Origin of the sequence: Buttiauxella sp. JUb87 (assembly GCF_004361975.1) — a bacterium.
Classification (GTDB): Bacteria; Pseudomonadota; Gammaproteobacteria; order Enterobacterales; family Enterobacteriaceae; genus Buttiauxella; species Buttiauxella ferragutiae.
In genome coordinates this window covers 75614-93947 of the sequence record NZ_SNVY01000005.1, presented here as the reverse complement: position 1 = coordinate 93947, position 18334 = coordinate 75614, and the positions used below count along the sequence as shown (strand labels likewise).

The following is an 18334-nucleotide window of genomic DNA, read 5'->3' as shown; positions in this document are numbered from 1 at the left end:
CATATTCAAACCAGACTATCGTAGAGGCACTCGTATGAAAATTATTAAGATATCGCCCGCTAACATCTCCCATAACCGCCACAAAATTGTGCTTAAAACCTCCGCCGGATTAATCGTTGGTGTGCTGAGTTTTGGTTGTGTTGACGTCAGTGCTACCGAAAGGTTGGTGAATACTATTGGTACTGCCGGGATTTGTACCCGGGGTTTGTACAATGATGAAACGATAAAAATGAGCGTTGCCAATACCGCAGGCATCAAAATGGGCGACGGCGGGATTGTTTCACTGGCCAGAGGTAGCATCAAGAATAATGCCGTTTCGGCTGCAGGTTCCAAAGACCAAATCGGTGTGCACGTATTTTCTACAAGCGGTGTCGATTTACTGGAAACCGAGGTATTGCTCGACCCCAAAACGCTGGCAGGTGCAACCATCACCGCCAATGATATGACCGCAATGCTGGTGGAATCAGGGGGGCATCTCAACCTCAAAGACTCGGCAGTCACCGTAGGCGGCGGGGCGAAGGGAAATAATAACCGCGCCGTTGTGGTGTCAGGAGCTGGTTCGCAGGCCGTGCTGGATCATTCCAAAGTACAAACTGCCTCCTGGGGAACGGTGGGCATCACGGTGACACAAGGCGGTGCAGTCAAGCTGACTAATAGCAGTGAAGTCCTGACCACGGGAGCCAGAAGTACAACAACTGGAGGAAGCCACGGTGTGTATGTCAGCGGCACGGATAGCAGGCTAAATGCTGAAAATGCCACCATCAGCACACTTGGAGCTTCAGCCTACGGAATCAAAGCACAAGACAGCAGCCAAATTACTCTCCAAGAAACTGCCATTGATACAGCAGGAGTTTACGGCCACGGCGTACTTTTAGATGGGGCAACAACGCACGGCGACATTGATGGCGGTTCGATTCAAACAGCAGGCAAAGGTGCAGTCGGTGTCTGGGCAAGAACTGGCGCAACGGCTACGCTGCATGATGGCACGGCCATCACCACTGCCGGTGCCGCAGCGTCAGCAACCACGCCAGTGGATAATGAAAAGTCCCTCAGTATAAGTCATGTGTTGTTGGCAAGTGACAGCGCGACATCTATCCGCGGAAAGGGTCTACAACTCACCACCACCGCAGCGAGTGCCAGCGCCGCAAGAGCTGAAGACAATGCCCGTATTAGCTTGCAGGATAGTACGATAGAAAGTACCGGCAATGCCTCGAGCACAACCACAACCGCCGCGCTGCATGCGCTTTCTGGCGCAAACATCTCTGGTTCAAATCTGACAATAAACGTTTCTGGCGTAAACCAGGGTGGGAGCCGCGCTGAAGGGGAAAACAGTGCCATCTCCCTTGCTAATAGCACTATCAACGTCAGCGGCCAGGGAAATGCGTTGCACTCAACAGCAGCTGCGCGGGCCATGGCTGGCGCCTCTGTTTCTGTCATAAACTCCCAAATCAGTACTTCCGGGATGCAAAGCCACGGTATCTCAGTAGAAGGTTCCGGTTCGCATACGCAGGTCAGTGGTACAACGATAGAAACACGCGGCGCACGCAGCTCTGGAATGAATATTGTTGATGGCGCTACAGCCGAGATTAGCGAAAGCAAAATAACCGCCACCGCCGCTCCTAACGCTATCGGGCCGTGGTCTCCAGGGATCTTGCTGCAAGGTGCGGGGTCCTCACTGATTTTAACAGACAGCGAAGTCTTCACCACGCAGAATCCCAGTAGTGGTATTAGCGCCAGTAACGGTAGCCAGCTTGAGGTGAACAGCTCACGAATTACCACCTCGGGTAATTACGGCACCGGAATTGGGGTCGCAAATAGCACCGCGTCAATCACCCACACCCATATCAATACTTCGGGTAACGATAATGCGATGGGAATTGTGGCTGATGCTGGCGCAACGGTGAATGTGACGGGAGGAAGTGTGATGACAACAGGCAATGGCTCACCTGTGCAATCCAACCTCACCTTCCCGCATGCCGTGGCTTCCCGTAACGCCGGTTCTTTGCTGACGGTGGATGGCACCACCCTGCAGACAAAAGGCACGCAGGCTTATGGCGCAACGGCAGATGACGGTGGGAATATTATTCTGAAGAATACAACCGTCAAAACTGAGGGTGATAACTCCATCGGTTTGTATGCCGGAATTGGTGCGGCAAAACCCGGTAACGTTAGCCTGACAGCCAGTAATGTTACGATCGAGACACTCGGCAATAATGCGAGCGGCGCATTTGTCGGCCGCAAATATAAAGCAGAAACCGCTGAGATGGCGCTGGATAACGTCACGCTAAATACCCACGGCGATAACTCGCGCGGTCTCTGGGCGGAAGCAGGAGCCAATCTACACGCTAAAAATACCGTGGTTCAAACCGAAGGTGCTCATGCTGCCGGTATTCTCGCCAGCAATGGCGGGTATGTTCAGGGCGATAATATTTCTGTCGCCACCCATGGTGATAGTTCTGCTGCCCTGGCAGCCCAGGGTACAGCCACTAATCCAGGGTTAGCCACCCTCAATAACAGCATTCTGACCAGCGAGCACGGCCATGGTATTGAAACCACGGGTTATGCAGATATTGAAATGCAAAATAGCCGTGTGACGGGGGAAAGCCAGTGGTTGCAGGTAAAAAATGGGGTGATGTTGCCAGGAAATGCCAGCATCAACGCGTCAGGAAGTCTCTTCACGGGGGCTGCACTAACCGAGGAAAATGCGTTTTCTGATGTTTCATTAAACAATACCAGCCTGTGGTTTTTGACAGGCAATTCGGTGCTCAGCCAGTTGACGAATAATCAAAGCCTGATCAACTTCAGTACACCAGAAAATAACCGCTACAAGACGTTGACGGTGAATAACTATCACGGCGACAACGGAACGATTGCGTTAAACACCCATTTGCACAGCGATAATTCACCATCGGATCAATTAGTTGTCGATGGCGGCCATGCCGACGGCTCCACCAGCCTAAAAATCACCAATACCGATGGCAGTGGCGCTCTCACTCATGGTAACGGTATCAAAGTTGTAGATACCATTAGCGGTGCGACAACGGCAACAGAAGCTTTTAGCCTGCTCAGCAAAGTGAAAGCAGGACCGTATGAATACTCGCTTTACCGTTCAAGTGTTGATGGCAGCAATGAAGAAGCCTGGTATCTGCGCTCGCATAAGCAGTTGCCTGGCATCATTGACGATAGCGAGCTTCCTCTTCCTCTGCCGCCATCACCACCGCCAGCTGATTTCACGCCAGTAGAAGAACCGCCAGTTGATAATCTTAAACCCGAAGCGCCTGCGGCTCCTCAACAGCCGATTGCTGTGCCAGATTATCGGGCAGAAACATCGCTGTATCAGGTCATTCCTCAACAGGCATTACTGTATAGCCGGATGCTGGTCGATAGCCTGCATGAGCGAACTGGCGAACAGTTTGCCAGCGTGGAGAAAATCACTGAGGCAACCGAATCGCCACATATGAGTTGGGGACGGGTGATTTTTAAAAATGGGAAATCCGACTTTGATGGCCCGCAGTCTCGATTCTCATTGAGCGCCATTCAGTTAGGCATTGATTTGTATCGTGAAAGTAAAGATGACGGGAGTTCAAATTTTGCTGGAGTGCTTGGTAATATCGGCAAAATGAGCAGCAAAGTCACTGATACTGACAACGAGTTTGCCGGGCGTAATACCCTGAAATCATGGGGGTTAGGCGGTTACTGGACGCACTTCACACCAAAGGGAAGCTATCTGGATGCCGTCGCCCAATACAACCGACTGTATGTTGAATCCAACCCCACCGATCTCAGCCCAATGAAAACCAAAGGATATGGTTTAAGTGCCTCGCTGGAAGCGGGTTATCCGTGGCAGCCGGACGCTGACGTACAGCGCTTTATTGAGCCTCAGGCCCAGTTGATTTACTCAAAAGTGAAACTGGATAACACCCATGACGAGGCATCTGCGGTTAAATTCGGTAACGCAGATTCCCTGACCGGGCGTCTGAGCCTGCGCGTCCATCAGACCTGGCATCATGATGATAAACAAAAAGTGGAGGAGGAGCGCACCAGAACGACGGCCTGGGTACGTCCGGGGATCCTGCATGAATTCAGAGGAGAAACAAAGACCGTATTTTCTTCTCAACAAGGCGACATTCCATTCGTCACCAACAGCGCCGGAACATGGGGTCAATTAAATGCGGGCGTTGATCATCAGATCAATGAGTCAGTTTCACTCACCGGTTCTTTAAGCGTAGAGAAGTCGTTTGAAGGGGACAGCATCAATTACGGCGGGATTGCGGGTGTAAAAATTAAGTTCTGATAAGGGAAAGAACTGGCGTTTTTATCAGGCGGGGATGTATTGCATCACCCGCCTGATACGATAATTAGACTTCAATATCAGCCATGTCGCCTTTATCTTGCAGCCAATTGCGTCGATCTTCAGAACGCTTTTTAGCTAGCAACATATCCATAATTGCCATGGTTTTATCGTTATCTTCATCGTCAATCGTAAGCTGTACCAGGCGGCGAGTATTGGGATCGAGCGTCGTTTCACGTAATTGCAGTGGGTTCATCTCACCCAGCCCTTTAAAGCGCTGCACGTTCGGTTTCCCTTTCTTACGTTTAAGTTGCTCGAGCACGCCGGCTTTCTCTTCTTCGTCCAGCGCGTAGTAAACCTCTTTGCCCAAATCGATGCGGTACAACGGTGGCATCGCCACATAGACGTGACCCCCGCGAACCAGAGAGCGGAAGTGGCGCACGAACAGCGCGCATAACAACGTTGCAATGTGCAGACCATCGGAGTCCGCATCCGCCAGGATACAAACTTTGCCGTAACGCAACTGGCTCAGATCTTCACTGTCCGGATCGATGCCGATCGCTACCGAAATATCGTGCACTTCTTGCGATGCAAGCACTTCATCGGAAGATACTTCCCAGGTATTAAGGATCTTACCTTTCAGCGGCATGATCGCCTGGTATTCGCGGTCACGGGCCTGCTTGGCAGAACCGCCTGCAGAATCCCCTTCCACCAGGAACAATTCAGTACGACTCAAATCTTGCGCGGAGCAGTCGGCCAGTTTTCCAGGTAATGCCGGGCCGCTGGTTAGCTTTTTACGCACCACTTTTTTAGCGGCACGCATACGGCGTTGAGCACTGGAAATCGCCAGTTCTGCGAGTTGTTCCGCCACTTGAATATTCTGGTTCAGCCACAAGCTGAAGGCATCTTTAACGACACCGGAAACAAAGGCGGCACACTGGCGTGATGAGAGGCGCTCTTTGGTTTGCCCGGCAAACTGCGGATCCTGCATTTTCACTGACAGCACGTAGGCGCAACGTTCCCAGATATCTTCCGCTGAGAGTTTCACGCCGCGCGGCAGAATGTTGCGGTATTCGCAAAATTCACGCATCGCATCCAACAACCCCTGACGCAGACCGTTGACGTGAGTACCGCCCTGCATGGTTGGGATCAGGTTAACGTAGCTTTCTGTCAGCAGTTCGCCGCCTTCTGGCAGCCATAACAGCGCCCAATCAACCTGTTCAACATCACCGGCATAATTGCCGACAAATGGTGATTCAGGAAGCGTCGGTAAGCCGTTAATCGCTTCGCACAGGTAATCTTTCAGGCCATCCTGATAACACCAACGCTGCTCGGTATTGTTCACTTTGTCAGTAAAAGTGATTTCAACACCAGGGCACAATACTGCTTTGGCTTTCAGCAAATGGCTTAAACGGGAAACGGAAAAACGTGGGCTGTCGAAGAATGAGGCATCTGGCCAGAAGTGAACGCTGGTGCCGGTATTACGTTTGCCGCAGGTCCCGACCACCGCCAGTTCCTCGACTTTATCGCCATTTTCAAAAGCGATGCTGTAAACCTGCGCATCACGACGCACCGTGACTTCGACACGTTTTGACAAGGCGTTAACCACCGAAATGCCAACACCGTGCAAACCACCAGAGAACTGGTAGTTTTTATTGGAGAATTTACCGCCCGCGTGCAGACGACAAAGAATGAGTTCTACAGCCGGAACACCCTCTTCCGGGTGGATATCTACCGGCATGCCTCGCCCGTCATCAATGACTTCTAATGACTGATCGGCATGGAGAATAACATCAACACGCTTCGCATGGCCTGCCAGCGCTTCATCCACGCTGTTATCAATGACTTCCTGGCCCAAATGGTTTGGACGGGTGGTGTCGGTGTACATCCCGGGACGGCGGCGAACAGGCTCAAGCCCGGTGAGTACCTCAATGGCATCGGCGTTATAACTGGATTGCGTCATGGTTTATTCGTTCAGATTGCGAAACAGGAATTCGACATCAGGCATTAATGCAGGCCCAGGAAGTCGATGATCTGTGAGAAATAATCTTCGAAGCCTACAAAGGCGTGATTGCCACCGGACTCTACCGTCTGTCGACAGGGGGTGTAGTACGCCACCGCCTGGCGGTAATCAAGCACTTCGTCACCCGTTTGCTGTAACAACCAGATGAGATCTGGCGCTTCTAACGGGTCAACTTGCATGACTTTAAGATCGTAAATATGGCGTGACTCTAGCACATATTGCTGCCCGGTGTAGGGGTTCTCGTTGGTGCCCAGATAATCGACAAGCAATTCAAAAGGCCGTACCGCAGGGTTTACCACTACCGCTGGCAGCATAAAACATTGCGCTAACCAGGTGGCGTAATAACCACCTAAAGAGGAGCCAACAACCCCCAGAGGTTCACCGCCATGCTTGAGTACCAGCGACTCCAGCAGCTCTGCCGCATCGGCAGGATACGGAGGGAGCTCTGGGATAATCATATTGATGTGCGGATGGTTCTGCGCAAGCCAGGCCTGCAAGCTGGTAGCCTTAGCGGAACGCGGCGAACTGTTGAAACCGTGTAAGTAAAGTAGCGTTGACATCAATACCCTTCTGAAGCGGTATCTGGGTTGAACACCGCACCTTTCAGGCGGCAAACCTCAGTGGTCACTTCACCGTTTGGATGAAGTTCCAGCCAACGCCAACCTGGTTCAATAGTGTCGAGCGTGAAGTTTGAGCAGTGCGGCTTAAATTGCACACAAGTGGATGGCGTCGCCAGCATTCGTCTGCCGTTCCAGTCCAAATCTAGCTCCTGGTGAATATGACCGCACACCAGAGTTTTCACTTTCGGGAATTTTTGCAGAACGTTATCCAACTCTGCGGCGTTGCGCAGGCTATGTTGGTCAAGCCAGCTACAACCCGCAGGAACAGGATGATGATGCAGCAATAGCAGCGTATGGCGTTCAGGTTCAGCGGCGAGTTTACGCTCCAGCCAGTCGAGCTGATAATCGCTCAGTTCACCATGTGGGACGCCAAATACCTGGCTGTCGAGCAGCAGGATTTGCCAGTTATCACCGAGGAAAACTTGCTTCGCAGGTGAAATCCCTGCTTCCAGCAACGAGCTAAACATGGCTGGCTGGAAATCGTGATTGCCTGGCAGCCAAACGCAGGGCGCAGGAATCTCCGCAATGCCTTCAACAAAATGCTGGTAGGCCTGCGCACTGTGATCCTGGGCTAAATCCCCAGTAGCTACAATTAGGTCATACTGACGCTGCTCAGCGAGGATGGCGGCAATAACAGCCTGATAGCTCATCCAGGTATTGATACCAAGCAGCGTTTCGTTCTTTCCAGAGAACAGGTGGGTATCGGTAATTTGCAAGATCCTGATCTGGCCCCCACCGGCCACAGGAAGATTTAACAGGCTTTCCAAATGGTGTCCTTAGGTTTCACCCTCACTAACAAACCGGAACCGCCATCGCTCCATGCGCTAAACAATACCGCAGCCAATCGGCTAGAAACTGATTAATTTGATGCTTTTCGTCGCGTTGATGCAACTTTTTATTAGGATAATCATACCGTGCTTTGAAACGAAAGATCTGCTGACTTGAACACACTTCCGCGACCATGGCGTCATGATAAAGCCTGACCGACATCGACGGTAAGCTCCAGTAGCTTATCGCCGGAACAGTTTGTTCGATTTGTACTAGTGTCGTGTAACGTGTCGACTCAAGGATAGAGAGTCGATATTGAGCGCTACTTACCTGATAAGTGACTTTTTCACCCACTTCATCATGACGAGGAAGCAAGCGTCGGAGTTGCGCGAAATTGGTTTCGCACAGGCGCATCATTTCAGGGAAGTCAGGTGTATAGCGCTTCATATTTATCGATTCCACTCTTCTCTTAATTTCTCATGATGCAATTGCAGCCAAAGCAGTGCAATGACTGAAGCCGCGTTGTCGATTTTCCCTTCTTCTACTAACTGATAAGCCTGTTCCCGGCTTACGACATGAACACGAATGTCTTCGTTTTCATCTGCCAGACCATGTATGCCATTCGCGGTGGTAGCGTCGACTTCCCCAACCAGGATCGATAAACGCTCGCTGGTCCCCCCAGGACTTGCCAGGTAGTTGATAACCGGTTTGGTACGACCGACAATCACTCCAGCTTCTTCAGTTGCTTCACGACGCGCAACGTCCTCGACGCTTTCACCTTCTTCAATCATTCCCGCAACAAGTTCGAGCAGCCACGGGCTTTCACTGGTGTCGTACGCGGCAATCCGAATCTGTTCAATTAAGACAACTTCGTCTCGCACAGGGTCATAGGGTAGCAGTACTGCGGCGTGCCCGCGTTCTAAAATTTCACGGCAAATTTCGCCACTCATTTCGCCATTAAACAAGCGATGGCGGAAGCGATAAAGATCCAGAGAAAAAAAACCGCTATAAAGCGTTTCCCGTGCAATAATTTCAACATCGTTTTTGGCTAATGTGACGAGTTGACTGTTTTGCTTAGTCATGATGGGTTCCTGATTTTGATGGTTATGAAATGAGTAATTTCAAGCCAGTTTGACTGCCGTTTCATTTCCTATGTGATAGATTGATGAAAATTAAGAGTCAATGGCACATTACGCCAAGCACCTGAGCTGGCGGACTCTGCTAAAATCGACGATCATTTCCGGCTCTTGTCAGCGCTTACAAATAATTTTTTGCTTCACAACAAGGAATGCAAATGAAGAAACTGCTCCCAATTCTTATCGGTCTGAGCCTAACGGGTTTCAGTGCCATGAGCCAGGCAGAAAACCTGATGCAGGTTTATCAGCAGGCACGTTTAAGCAACCCGGACTTGCGCAAATCCGCTGCTGACCGTGATGCCGCATTCGAAAAAATTAACGAAGCACGTAGCCCGTTACTGCCACAACTTGGCCTTGGTGCTGATTATGAATACACCAATGGTTTTAGCGATGCGAATGGCATCGACTCCAGGGCAGCGAGTGCCTCTTTGCAATTGACGCAAACCATTTTTGATATGTCGAAATGGCGTGCGCTTACCCTGCAAGAGAAATCAGCCGGTATTCAAGATGTCACTTATCAGACAGACCAACAAACACTGATTCTGAATACTGCAACAGCCTACTTTAATGTATTGAGTGCGATTGATGCACTGTCCTTCACTGAAGCACAGAAACAGGCTATTTATCGTCAGTTGGATCAAACCACTCAGCGCTTTAACGTTGGCCTGGTCGCCATTACCGATGTACAGAACGCCCGTGCGCAATACGATAACGTATTAGCAAACGAAGTCACTGCACGAAACAATCTGGATAACGCGGTAGAAACGCTGCGCCAGGTGACCGGTAATTACTATCCATCTTTGGCATCACTGAATGTAGACGGCTTCAAAACCAACAAACCGGATGGCGTGAATAATCTGCTGAAAGAAGCGGAAAAACGTAACCTGGCATTGTTGCAAGCACGTCTGTCTCAGGACCTGGCTCGCGAGCAAATTCGCTACGCAGAAACTGGCCACATGCCAACCGTGGGTTTGACCGCTTCTACTGGTGTTTCCGATACCAGCTACAGTGGTTCTAAAACCAATAGTTCTCAGTACAACGACAGCGATATGGGCCAGAATAAAATCGGCCTGAACTTCTCCTTGCCACTGTACACTGGCGGTTCTGTTAACTCTCAAGTGAAACAAGCGCAATACAACTTTGTTGGCGCAAGTGAGCAGCTTGAAAGCGCGCATCGTAGCGTAGTGCAAACAGTTCGCTCTTCGTTCAACAACGTTAATGCGTCCATCAGTACCATCAACGCTTATAAACAAGCGGTTGTGTCTGCACAAAGCTCCCTGGATGCCATGGAAGCAGGCTATTCCGTCGGTACTCGTACCATCGTTGATGTGTTAGATGCGACCACGACGCTGTATAACGCCAAGCAACAGCTCTCCAGCGCTCGTTATAACTACCTAATCAACCAGCTGAATATTAAATCAGCACTGGGTACGCTTAACGAACAGGATCTTGTAGCGTTGAATGCAACACTGGGTAAACCAGTACCAACCACGGCTGACAGCGTGGCTCCAGAAACGCCAGACCAAAATGCTCGCGCGGATGGTTATACAGCGGATAGCGAAGCAACGACTGCTACAACACCAGCACAAGCGACTCCAGCTTCTGCGACTAGCAGCAAATCAGCTAACCCATTCGGCAACTGATCAGATATTTTGGGGGTGTGGCAACATGCCCCCATCACAACTTACGCATGCGAACGTAAGGCAGAGTAAAGATCTCCCTTCAAACATCCGTCATCGCTTTAATTTCAACCATTCATCCCCTATCCTAAGCACCATAACCACTGGGCTCAGGACAGATAAATGAAACGGACAAAAATCATAAACCACGCATCGTTCCGCAAAAGCTGGAACGCCCGCCATTTGACGCCAGTCGCATTGGCTGTTACCGCTGTGTTTATGCTAGCCGGTTGCGAACAAAATGACGAAACAGTCTCCATGTATCAAAATGCGGATGACTGTTCGCAAGCCAACCCTGGCAAAAGTGCAGAATGTACGACTTCCTTTAACAACGCACTAAAAGAAGCAGAACGTACAGCGCCAAAATACGCCTCGCGTGAAGAATGTATCGCTGAGTTTGGTGAAGGCCAATGCCAGCAAGCACCAGCTCAAGCCAGCGTGGCAGGTGAACAAGCTCAGGCACAACCGCAGCAAAGCGGCAGCTTCTGGATGCCATTGATGGCCGGTTACATGATGGGCCGATTGATGGGCGGCGGGGCGGGCTTTGCGCAGCAACCTCTGTTTACTTCGAAGAACCCTGCAAGCCCTGCTTACGGTAAATATGCCGATGCCAGCGGTAAGAGCTATGGTGCCGCGACACCAGGCCGTACGACAACCGTACCGAAAACGGCAATGGCACCTAAACCTGCCACCACCAGCACTGTGACACGCGGCGGTTTCGGTGACTCAGTGGCTAAACAATCGACTATGCAGCGCAGTAGCAGCGCAACAGGTTCTTCTCGTTCCATGGGTGGCTAAGAAATTATGGAAAGAATCGCGATTACTGAGCGCCCGGACTGGCGCGAGAAAGCCACAGAATACGGTTTCAATTTTCACACCATGTACGGCGAGCCGTACTGGTGTGAAGACGCATATTACAAGCTGACGCTTCCGCAGGTAGAACGCCTGGAAGAGGTCACCGCTGAATTACATCAAATGTGCCTGAAGGTAGTGGAAAAAGTCGTGAGCAGCGATGAACTGCTGGCCAAATTCCGCATTCCTAAACACACCTGGGAATTTGTGCGTCAGTCATGGCGTACCCAGCAACCGTCGCTTTACTCACGCCTGGATATCGCGTGGGATGGCGTAGGTGAACCCAAGTTGCTGGAAAACAACGCCGACACACCAACCTCTTTGTATGAAGCAGCATTCTTCCAGTGGATCTGGCTGGAAGATCAGATCCAGGCCGGTAACCTGCCAGCAGAAAGCGATCAGTTCAACAGCCTGCAAGAGAAGATCATTGAGCGTTTTGCTGAGCTGAAACAGCAACACGGTTTCAATCTGGTTCATTTTGCTTGCTGCCAGGACACAGAAGAAGATCGCGGTACCGTTCAGTATCTACAAGACTGCGCGGCTGAAGCCGAAGTGGCGAGCGAATTCGTCTACATGGAAGATATCGGTCTGGGCGAAAAAGGCCAGTTTACCGATCTGCAGGATCAGGTGATTAGCAACCTGTTCAAACTGTACCCGTGGGAGTTCATGCTGCGTGAGATGTTCTCCACCAAGCTGGAAGATGCGGGTGTACGCTGGCTGGAACCAGCCTGGAAAAGCATTATCTCCAACAAAGCATTGCTCCCAATGCTGTGGGAAATGTTCCCGGATCATCCAAATCTGCTACCTTCATATTTTGCCGAAGATAACTATCCGCCGATGGATAAATACGTGGTGAAGCCAATCTTCTCTCGCGAAGGTGCAAATGTGAAGATCATCGAAAACGGCGAAGAAATTGCCCGTGTCGATGGCCCTTACGGTGAAGAAGGGATGATCGTCCAGCAGTTCTATCAGTTACCAAAATTTGGCGACAGTTATGTGCTGATCGGCAGTTGGCTTATCAACGATCAACCTGCAGGTATTGGTATTCGTGAAGATCGCGAGTTAATCACCCAGGATCTTTCACGCTTCTATCCGCATGTGTTCGTAGAATAATTGTTTCTCCCTCTTCCTAAAGGAGAGGGAGAAACATATCAGCCGATTTGTACCGAAAGCATACTCAACGATCCCATCTCTATGCCGTCTACAGGTAACGTAATCGGCTCTTTACCATCCCACGCTCCCAGAACATACAACAACGGCAGGTAGTGATCCGGCGTTGGGTTAGATAACGATCCGCCTTCATGATCTAAGAAGTTCACCAGCGGGTGCTCAGCGACCGGCCCAAGCCATGTGAGGTTGTCTTTAACGTATTGGTTAAACGACTCGGCCCATGGATATGGTGTGTTTTCGCCGTGCCAGCGTGCGGTTCTCAGGTTATGAACCACGTTGCCACTGGCAATCAGCATGATGCCTTGATCGCGCAGTGTTGCCAGTTTTCGACCCATCTCGAAATGCCAGGCTGCTGGTTTCGTGCTGTCGATACTCAGTTGCACCATCGGGATATCAGCATTGGGGTACATCTTGATCAATACACCCCAGGAGCCATGGTCAAACCCCCAGGCTTCTTTATCCTGCATTACTGGGACAGGTGCCAGAAGATCAACTAACTGCTGCGCCAGTTCAGGCGAACCCGGTGCCGGGTAATGCGTGTCATATAACGCTTGTGGGAAACCACCGAAGTCATGAATAGTTTTTGGTGTTTCCATCGCGGTGACACCCGTGCCTTTAGTGAACCAATGCGCTGAGACCACCACAATAGCTTTTGGCCGCGGCAAGGTTTCTCCCAAATGACGCCAGGCTTGGGTATAGTGATTATCTTCCAGCACGTTCATTGGGCTACCGTGTCCGAGGAATAGCGCAGGCATTCGTTGAGTTGTCATGGTGTGTCCTTTAATCAGGTCATTCAGTTTATGAAAACTACAGTACGCGCTTTTGCACAATGAAGAACTCAGATAAGCATGATGAAGATCTTCAGGAAATTTGAATGTAAGCGATGTGTAAAGCTTCCCATCTGGCTCTCGATTTTTATCACACCGCCCATTAATATAAATGAGAATCATTATCAAAAGGAGCAATGAATGTCAGTACCCTTGATTCTGACCCTGTTAGCAGGGGGAGCCACTTTTATAGGTGCCTTTCTTGGCGTTATCGGCCAGAAACCTTCAAACCGTGTGCTGGCATTTTCTCTCGGTTTTGCAGCGGGAATTATGCTGCTTATCTCGTTAATGGAGATGTTACCCGCAGCACTTCACACACAAGGAATGTCACCCGTTTTAGGTTACGGCATGTTTATGTTGGGTTTGTTAGGCTATTTCGCTCTTGACCGCGCCCTACCCCATGCACATCCGCAAGATTTAATGGACAGTAAACCGCAGCCTCGCAATTTACGGCGTACCGCGTTGCTACTGACCCTCGGCATTAGTCTGCATAACTTCCCGGAAGGTGTTGCGACATTTGTGACGGCAAGCAGTAACCTGGAGTTAGGGATGGGAATTGCGCTCGCCGTTGCGTTGCACAACATCCCAGAAGGATTAGCGGTTGCAGGCCCGGTGTACGCGGCAACGGGATCGAAACGCAAAGCTATTTTCTGGGCAGGGATTTCGGGTCTTGCCGAAATTCTTGGTGGTGTGCTGGCCTGGCTGATTCTGGGCACAATGGTGTCGCCAGTCATCATGGCGGCTATCATGGCTGCCGTCGCAGGGATTATGGTGGCGTTATCGGTTGATGAACTGATGCCGCTTGCCAAAGAAATTGATCCCCATAACAACCCAAGTTATGGCGTGCTTTGCGGTATGGCGGTGATGGGGTTTAGTCTGACGCTGCTGCAAACCAGCGGCATTGGTTGAGGAGAAGCCCGGTTTAATCACCGGGCTTTTTGCATTTTAGCTGGCTTTGCGTTCGTGAGTCTGACGGTATTCCACCAGATCTTCAATTGTCACCACAGCCATATTGTGTTCACGTGCAAAGGTGATGCATTCAGGCGCGCGCGCCATGGTGCCATCATCGTTGGTCAATTCACACAACACACCTGCAGGTTTGAAGCCTGCCAGTGTCACCAAATCGATAGTGGCTTCTGTGTGGCCACCACGGGTTAACACGCCACCCGGTTGAGCGCGCAACGGGAACACGTGGCCCGGGCGGTTCAGGTCACTTGGTGTTGCGCCATCAGCAATCGCGGCACGCACCGTGGTAATACGGTCTGCGGCAGAAACACCGGTGGTCACGCCTTTTGCGGCTTCGATAGTCACAGTAAACCCTGTGCCATAAGCACTGGTGTTGTTCTCAACCATCATTGGCAATTCGAGTTGTTTACGGCGTTCTTCAGTCAGGCACAGGCAAACAATACCGCTACCGTGGCGAATGGTCAGAGCCATTTGCTCAACGGTCATGGTTTCGGCTGGGAAAATCATGTCGCCTTCGTTCTCGCGATCTTCATCGTCAAGAACCATTACCCCACGACCTTCACGTAATGCTTCAAGAGCATGTTCCACGCGCTGGGAAGGAGTGCCAAATGCAGAAAGGAGCGTCTGATTCATGGTAAAAAAACCTCATTAAAATTATGGTTACCAGAATCAGGGCAGTCTTAGGAGCTAAAAAAATAACGTGTGCAAGCTTACTAAAGCTTGAGCTTAGTCGTTACTCTCTCCCATCCGGACTATAACCGTCGGCTCCGGAATTACACCGGATCTGCTGACCTCCAGATTGCTCTGGAGCGCTCGCGGGCTTTCAGCGTTCACTGATTTACCGCCGGTGGGGAGTTACACCCCGCCCTGAGAATAAGCAGACTTACTATAACGCCGATGATTTTCTCTGGCAACGCCAAACCTTAGAACATTTCGGGTTTCTAACCGGCCTCACAGGCATTACAATTAGTGTTAATCGCGCAAGACAATCCCGTAAGATTATGGAAGCCACTATGATTGACCCGAAAAAAATTGAACAGATCGCACGCCAGGTCCACGAGTCAATGCCGAAAGGGATTCGTGAGTTCGGGGATGATGTTGAGAAAAAAGTACGCCAGGTTCTGCAATCTCAATTAACCCGTCTGGATCTCGTTAGCCGTGAAGAGTTTGATGTACAGACTCAAGTACTGTTACGCACCAGAGAAAAACTGGCTTTGCTGGAACAACGTTTAACCGAACTGGAAAATCGTAGCGTTCAGGCGCCTGTTGTGACTCCGCCGACAGAATCGCAAGAATAATGAATAACACTACTCTCCTGTTCGCAGGAGAGTCTTAATATATCGCCCTGCCTACATATATTAAATAAATATCTTTAGATTTTATTGTCAGATATTTCACCTCCGAATAATCCGAAATAATACTTATTAAAACATACAAAAAAAGCAACGTATTGTTTTAAAAAACAATAACCTCCACATCTGAAATAGCTATTTTCATCACTCATTGATTTAAGGTTTTATTTTTCATACATTTCCACACCTGCATCAACACTTAAATTAGTACACAAAAAAGCATTTCATCATGCCATATTCAGCCCATCTACAGTGGAAGTTAAAATGATAAACCAACTTATTCCTGATTTAAAAAATGGAACTGGCTCGAAAATAAAAATAGTAGGTGGTGCAGTGGCGGCCTTCGTTATTTTAGGCTCACTATTAGGGTCGTGGTACACCATTGATGAAACGGAACGTGGTGTTTTATTACGTAACGGCGCGGTAGTCGAAGCTATTGACCCAGGCTTGTCGTTCAAAATCCCGTTTATTGAAAGCGTAAAAATCATTTCCGTTCAAAGCCAGGTCACCGTTTATGATTCATTACAGGCTTACAGTAAAGACCAGCAATCTGCGACACTTAAAGTTTCCGTTTCCTGGCATGTTCCACCATCGGATGTCACGAAAGTCTATAGCCAGTATCAAAATGTATCTTCTCTCAATGATCGTCTAATCAGCCGCCAGGTCCCTACTCAGGTTGAGAATGTCTTTGGCGGTTATACTGCGGTTGATGCTGTACAGCACCGCTTGCAATTGGTTAACGATATTTCCAACGCTATTAAGAAAAATGTTATTGGTCCGATTATTATTGATAGCGTTCAGGTGGAAAATATCGATTTCAGTGATGCGTATGAAAAAGCGGTAGAGGCCAGAATGACGGCTGAAGTTCAGGTTAAAACACGGGAACAAGAATTGGCGACCGAACAGGTTCAGGCCCAAATCCGTGTCACTCAGGCTCAGGCAGAAGCTGATGCCCAATTAGCCAACGCCAAAGCAGAAGCCGAAGCGACTCGTTTGCGCGGCCAGGCAGAAGCCGAAGCAATTAAAGCTCGCGCCGACGCGTTAGCCAGTAATCAAAACCTGATTGAACTGACCAAAGCCGAACGCTGGAACGGTGTATTACCAACAACCGTATTACCTTCTGGCACGTTACCGTTTATTGATACCACGCCAGGTAAATCAGGCCATTAATATTGCAGTTAAAATTGCCAGCCCATGCTCTATGCAAGGCTGGCAATTTATTTAACTATTTTCCTGAATCTTCTTAATAATGTTGGTGGTTGAACACCCATCTTCAAAGTTCAGCACCATCACTTCACCGCCATTGGCCCAGACTTCTTTACTCCCGGCAATATCATCCGGTTTGTAATCACCGCCTTTAACCAACAAATCTGGCAAAATCTGCCCAATTAAGCGTTGTGGTGTGTCTTCTTCAAACAGCACTACCCAATCCACGGCTTCCAGTGCACCCAACACGATCATACGTTGATCCTGCGGATTCACCGGACGGGTCTCCCCTTTCAGGCGTTTAGTTGAAGCATCACTATTTACTGCAACAATCAGGCGATCACCCAACTTACGGGCGTTGGCCAGATACGAAACATGGCCGGCGTGAAGAATGTCGAACACACCATTGGTCATGACGACTTTCTCACCACGTTTGCGCGCCGTCGCCACCGCTACTTTCAGTTCAGCTTCGGTCATTACACCAAAACCTGAATCGGCACGGCCACGCACAGCATTTTCCAGTTCAATTGGGGAAACGGTAGAAGTACCCAGTTTACCGACCACCACGCCTGCGGCTGCATTCGCAAAGTAGCACGCTTCTTCCAGGGTGTTGCCTGCGGCAAGGGTTGCCGCCAACACGCCAATTACCGTATCACCAGCACCGGTCACATCGTAAACTTCTTGCGCCTGAGTCGGCAGATGGAATGGCTCGATACCCGGCTGTAACAGCGTCATGCCATGTTCAGAACGGGTGATCAGCAACGCGGAAAAATCGTATTCCGCGATAAGTTTCATGCCGCGCTCCACCAGCTCTTCGTCATTCTTGCACTTACCAACAACCGCTTCAAATTCAGAGAGATTTGGCGTCAGCAGTGTTGCACCACGATAGCGATTAAAGTCAGTACCTTTTGGATCGATAAGCACTGGCACTTTGGCTGCTCGCGCAAGGCGAATCATGTGCTGAACACTTGCCAAGGCACCTTTTGCATAGTCAGACAGCACCAGCGCGCCAATATGCGGCAAAGCCTGGCTAATGCGTTCATGAATTGGTTCTGGGTCAACACCTTCGAAGCCTTCTTCAAAGTCGAGGCGAATCAGTTGCTGGTTACGGGAAAGTACACGCAGTTTGGTGATTGTCGGGTGTGTCGGCACGGAAACAAAATCGCATTTAACGTTCACGCCAGCCAGCGTTTGGCTGAGCGCACGCGCGGCATCATCGATCCCTGTCAGGCCAACCAGGCGAGAATTTGCGCCTAACGAGGCAATGTTCATTGCCACGTTTGCCGCACCACCAGGCCGTTCTTCAATGTTGTCGACTTTCACCACTGGCACCGGAGCTTCCGGGGAAATGCGGCTTGTAGGGCCATACCAGTAGCGATCCAGCATCACATCACCAACTACCATGACGCCTGCACGGCTGTATTCGGGCAGCGTTACTTTCATT

Annotated in this window: 15 protein-coding genes and 1 riboswitch; of the genes, 7 read left to right on the top strand and 8 right to left on the bottom strand. The window is 50.1% G+C overall.

What is annotated here, in order from left to right; genetic code table 11:
• Positions 1-34: 34 nt before the first annotated feature.
• The gene (locus tag EC843_RS17555) at positions 35-4294 is read left to right on the top strand and encodes an autotransporter outer membrane beta-barrel domain-containing protein (protein ID WP_166642074.1); all 4260 of its coding nucleotides are present in this window, start codon (positions 35-37) and stop codon (positions 4292-4294) included.
• Positions 4295-4358: 64 nt separating this feature from the next.
• Here the strand turns inward: EC843_RS17555 and parE are convergent, their stop codons facing one another.
• Genes parE through nudF form a run of 5 tightly spaced genes read right to left on the bottom strand, consistent with a single transcriptional unit; the run spans position 4359 to position 8784 of the window.
• On the bottom strand, positions 4359-6254 hold the full coding sequence (parE, locus tag EC843_RS17550) for a DNA topoisomerase IV subunit B (protein ID WP_064540092.1): 1896 nt from the start codon (positions 6252-6254) through the stop codon (positions 4359-4361).
• 44 nt (positions 6255-6298) lie between these two features.
• The gene (gene yqiA, locus EC843_RS17545; protein WP_064540094.1) at positions 6299-6874 is read right to left on the bottom strand and encodes an esterase YqiA; all 576 of its coding nucleotides are present in this window, start codon (positions 6872-6874) and stop codon (positions 6299-6301) included.
• Positions 6874-7701, bottom strand: a complete 828-nt coding sequence (cpdA, locus tag EC843_RS17540) for a 3',5'-cyclic-AMP phosphodiesterase (RefSeq protein ID WP_064540096.1) — start codon at positions 7699-7701, stop codon at positions 6874-6876. Before cpdA ends, yqiA begins: the two co-directional genes overlap by 1 nt.
• Before the next feature lie 25 nt (positions 7702-7726).
• Positions 7727-8149 (bottom strand): DUF1249 family protein, encoded by a 423-nt coding sequence (locus EC843_RS17535; protein WP_064540098.1) that lies wholly within the window; start codon positions 8147-8149, stop codon positions 7727-7729.
• A 2-nt stretch (positions 8150-8151) separates the two neighbouring features.
• Positions 8152-8784, bottom strand: a complete 633-nt coding sequence (nudF, locus tag EC843_RS17530; RefSeq protein WP_064540100.1) for an ADP-ribose diphosphatase — start codon at positions 8782-8784, stop codon at positions 8152-8154.
• A gap of 212 nt (positions 8785-8996) precedes the next feature.
• Here nudF and tolC point away from each other — a divergent pair, with 212 nt between their 5' ends.
• The 3 genes from tolC to EC843_RS17515 all read left to right on the top strand — a co-directional run bounded on the left by tolC (position 8997) and on the right by EC843_RS17515 (position 12482).
• Complete coding sequence (gene tolC / locus EC843_RS17525) at positions 8997-10481, top strand: outer membrane channel protein TolC (protein ID WP_064540101.1); 1485 nt, start codon at positions 8997-8999, stop codon at positions 10479-10481.
• A 159-nt stretch (positions 10482-10640) separates the two neighbouring features.
• Positions 10641-11315 (top strand): DUF1190 family protein, encoded by a 675-nt coding sequence (locus tag EC843_RS17520; protein ID WP_064540103.1) that lies wholly within the window; start codon positions 10641-10643, stop codon positions 11313-11315.
• A 6-nt stretch (positions 11316-11321) separates the two neighbouring features.
• Entirely contained in the window at positions 11322-12482 is a 1161-nt protein-coding gene (locus EC843_RS17515) for a glutathionylspermidine synthase family protein (RefSeq protein ID WP_064540106.1), read from the top strand.
• Between the two features lie 38 nt (positions 12483-12520).
• Here the strand turns inward: EC843_RS17515 and ygiD are convergent, their stop codons facing one another.
• Positions 12521-13309, bottom strand: a complete 789-nt coding sequence (gene ygiD / locus EC843_RS17510) for a 4,5-DOPA dioxygenase extradiol (protein WP_064540108.1) — start codon at positions 13307-13309, stop codon at positions 12521-12523.
• 198 nt (positions 13310-13507) lie between these two features.
• On the opposite strand from ygiD, the gene zupT reads away from it, so the two are divergent.
• Positions 13508-14275 carry a zinc transporter ZupT gene (zupT, locus tag EC843_RS17505; protein ID WP_064540110.1) on the top strand — a complete coding sequence of 256 codons (768 nt, stop codon included), beginning with the start codon at positions 13508-13510 and terminating at the stop codon, positions 14273-14275.
• Positions 14276-14311: 36 nt separating this feature from the next.
• Here the strand turns inward: zupT and ribB are convergent, their stop codons facing one another.
• Positions 14312-14965 (bottom strand): 3,4-dihydroxy-2-butanone-4-phosphate synthase, encoded by a 654-nt coding sequence (gene ribB, locus EC843_RS17500; RefSeq protein WP_121814337.1) that lies wholly within the window; start codon positions 14963-14965, stop codon positions 14312-14314.
• Positions 14966-15063: 98 nt separating this feature from the next.
• A riboswitch (FMN riboswitch) is annotated at positions 15064-15211 on the bottom strand.
• Positions 15212-15345: 134 nt separating this feature from the next.
• Here ribB and ubiK point away from each other — a divergent pair.
• Positions 15346-15630: a ubiquinone biosynthesis accessory factor UbiK gene (gene ubiK, locus EC843_RS17495; protein ID WP_064540114.1), complete on the top strand. Its 285-nt coding sequence runs from the start codon at positions 15346-15348 to the stop codon at positions 15628-15630.
• 318 nt (positions 15631-15948) lie between these two features.
• On the top strand, positions 15949-16854 hold the full coding sequence (locus tag EC843_RS17490) for a prohibitin family protein (protein WP_133522729.1): 906 nt from the start codon (positions 15949-15951) through the stop codon (positions 16852-16854).
• A gap of 51 nt (positions 16855-16905) precedes the next feature.
• Here the strand turns inward: EC843_RS17490 and hldE are convergent, their stop codons facing one another.
• Positions 16906-18333 carry a bifunctional D-glycero-beta-D-manno-heptose-7-phosphate kinase/D-glycero-beta-D-manno-heptose 1-phosphate adenylyltransferase HldE gene (hldE, locus tag EC843_RS17485; protein WP_133522728.1) on the bottom strand — a complete coding sequence of 476 codons (1428 nt, stop codon included), beginning with the start codon at positions 18331-18333 and terminating at the stop codon, positions 16906-16908.
• Position 18334: the final 1 nt, after the last annotated feature.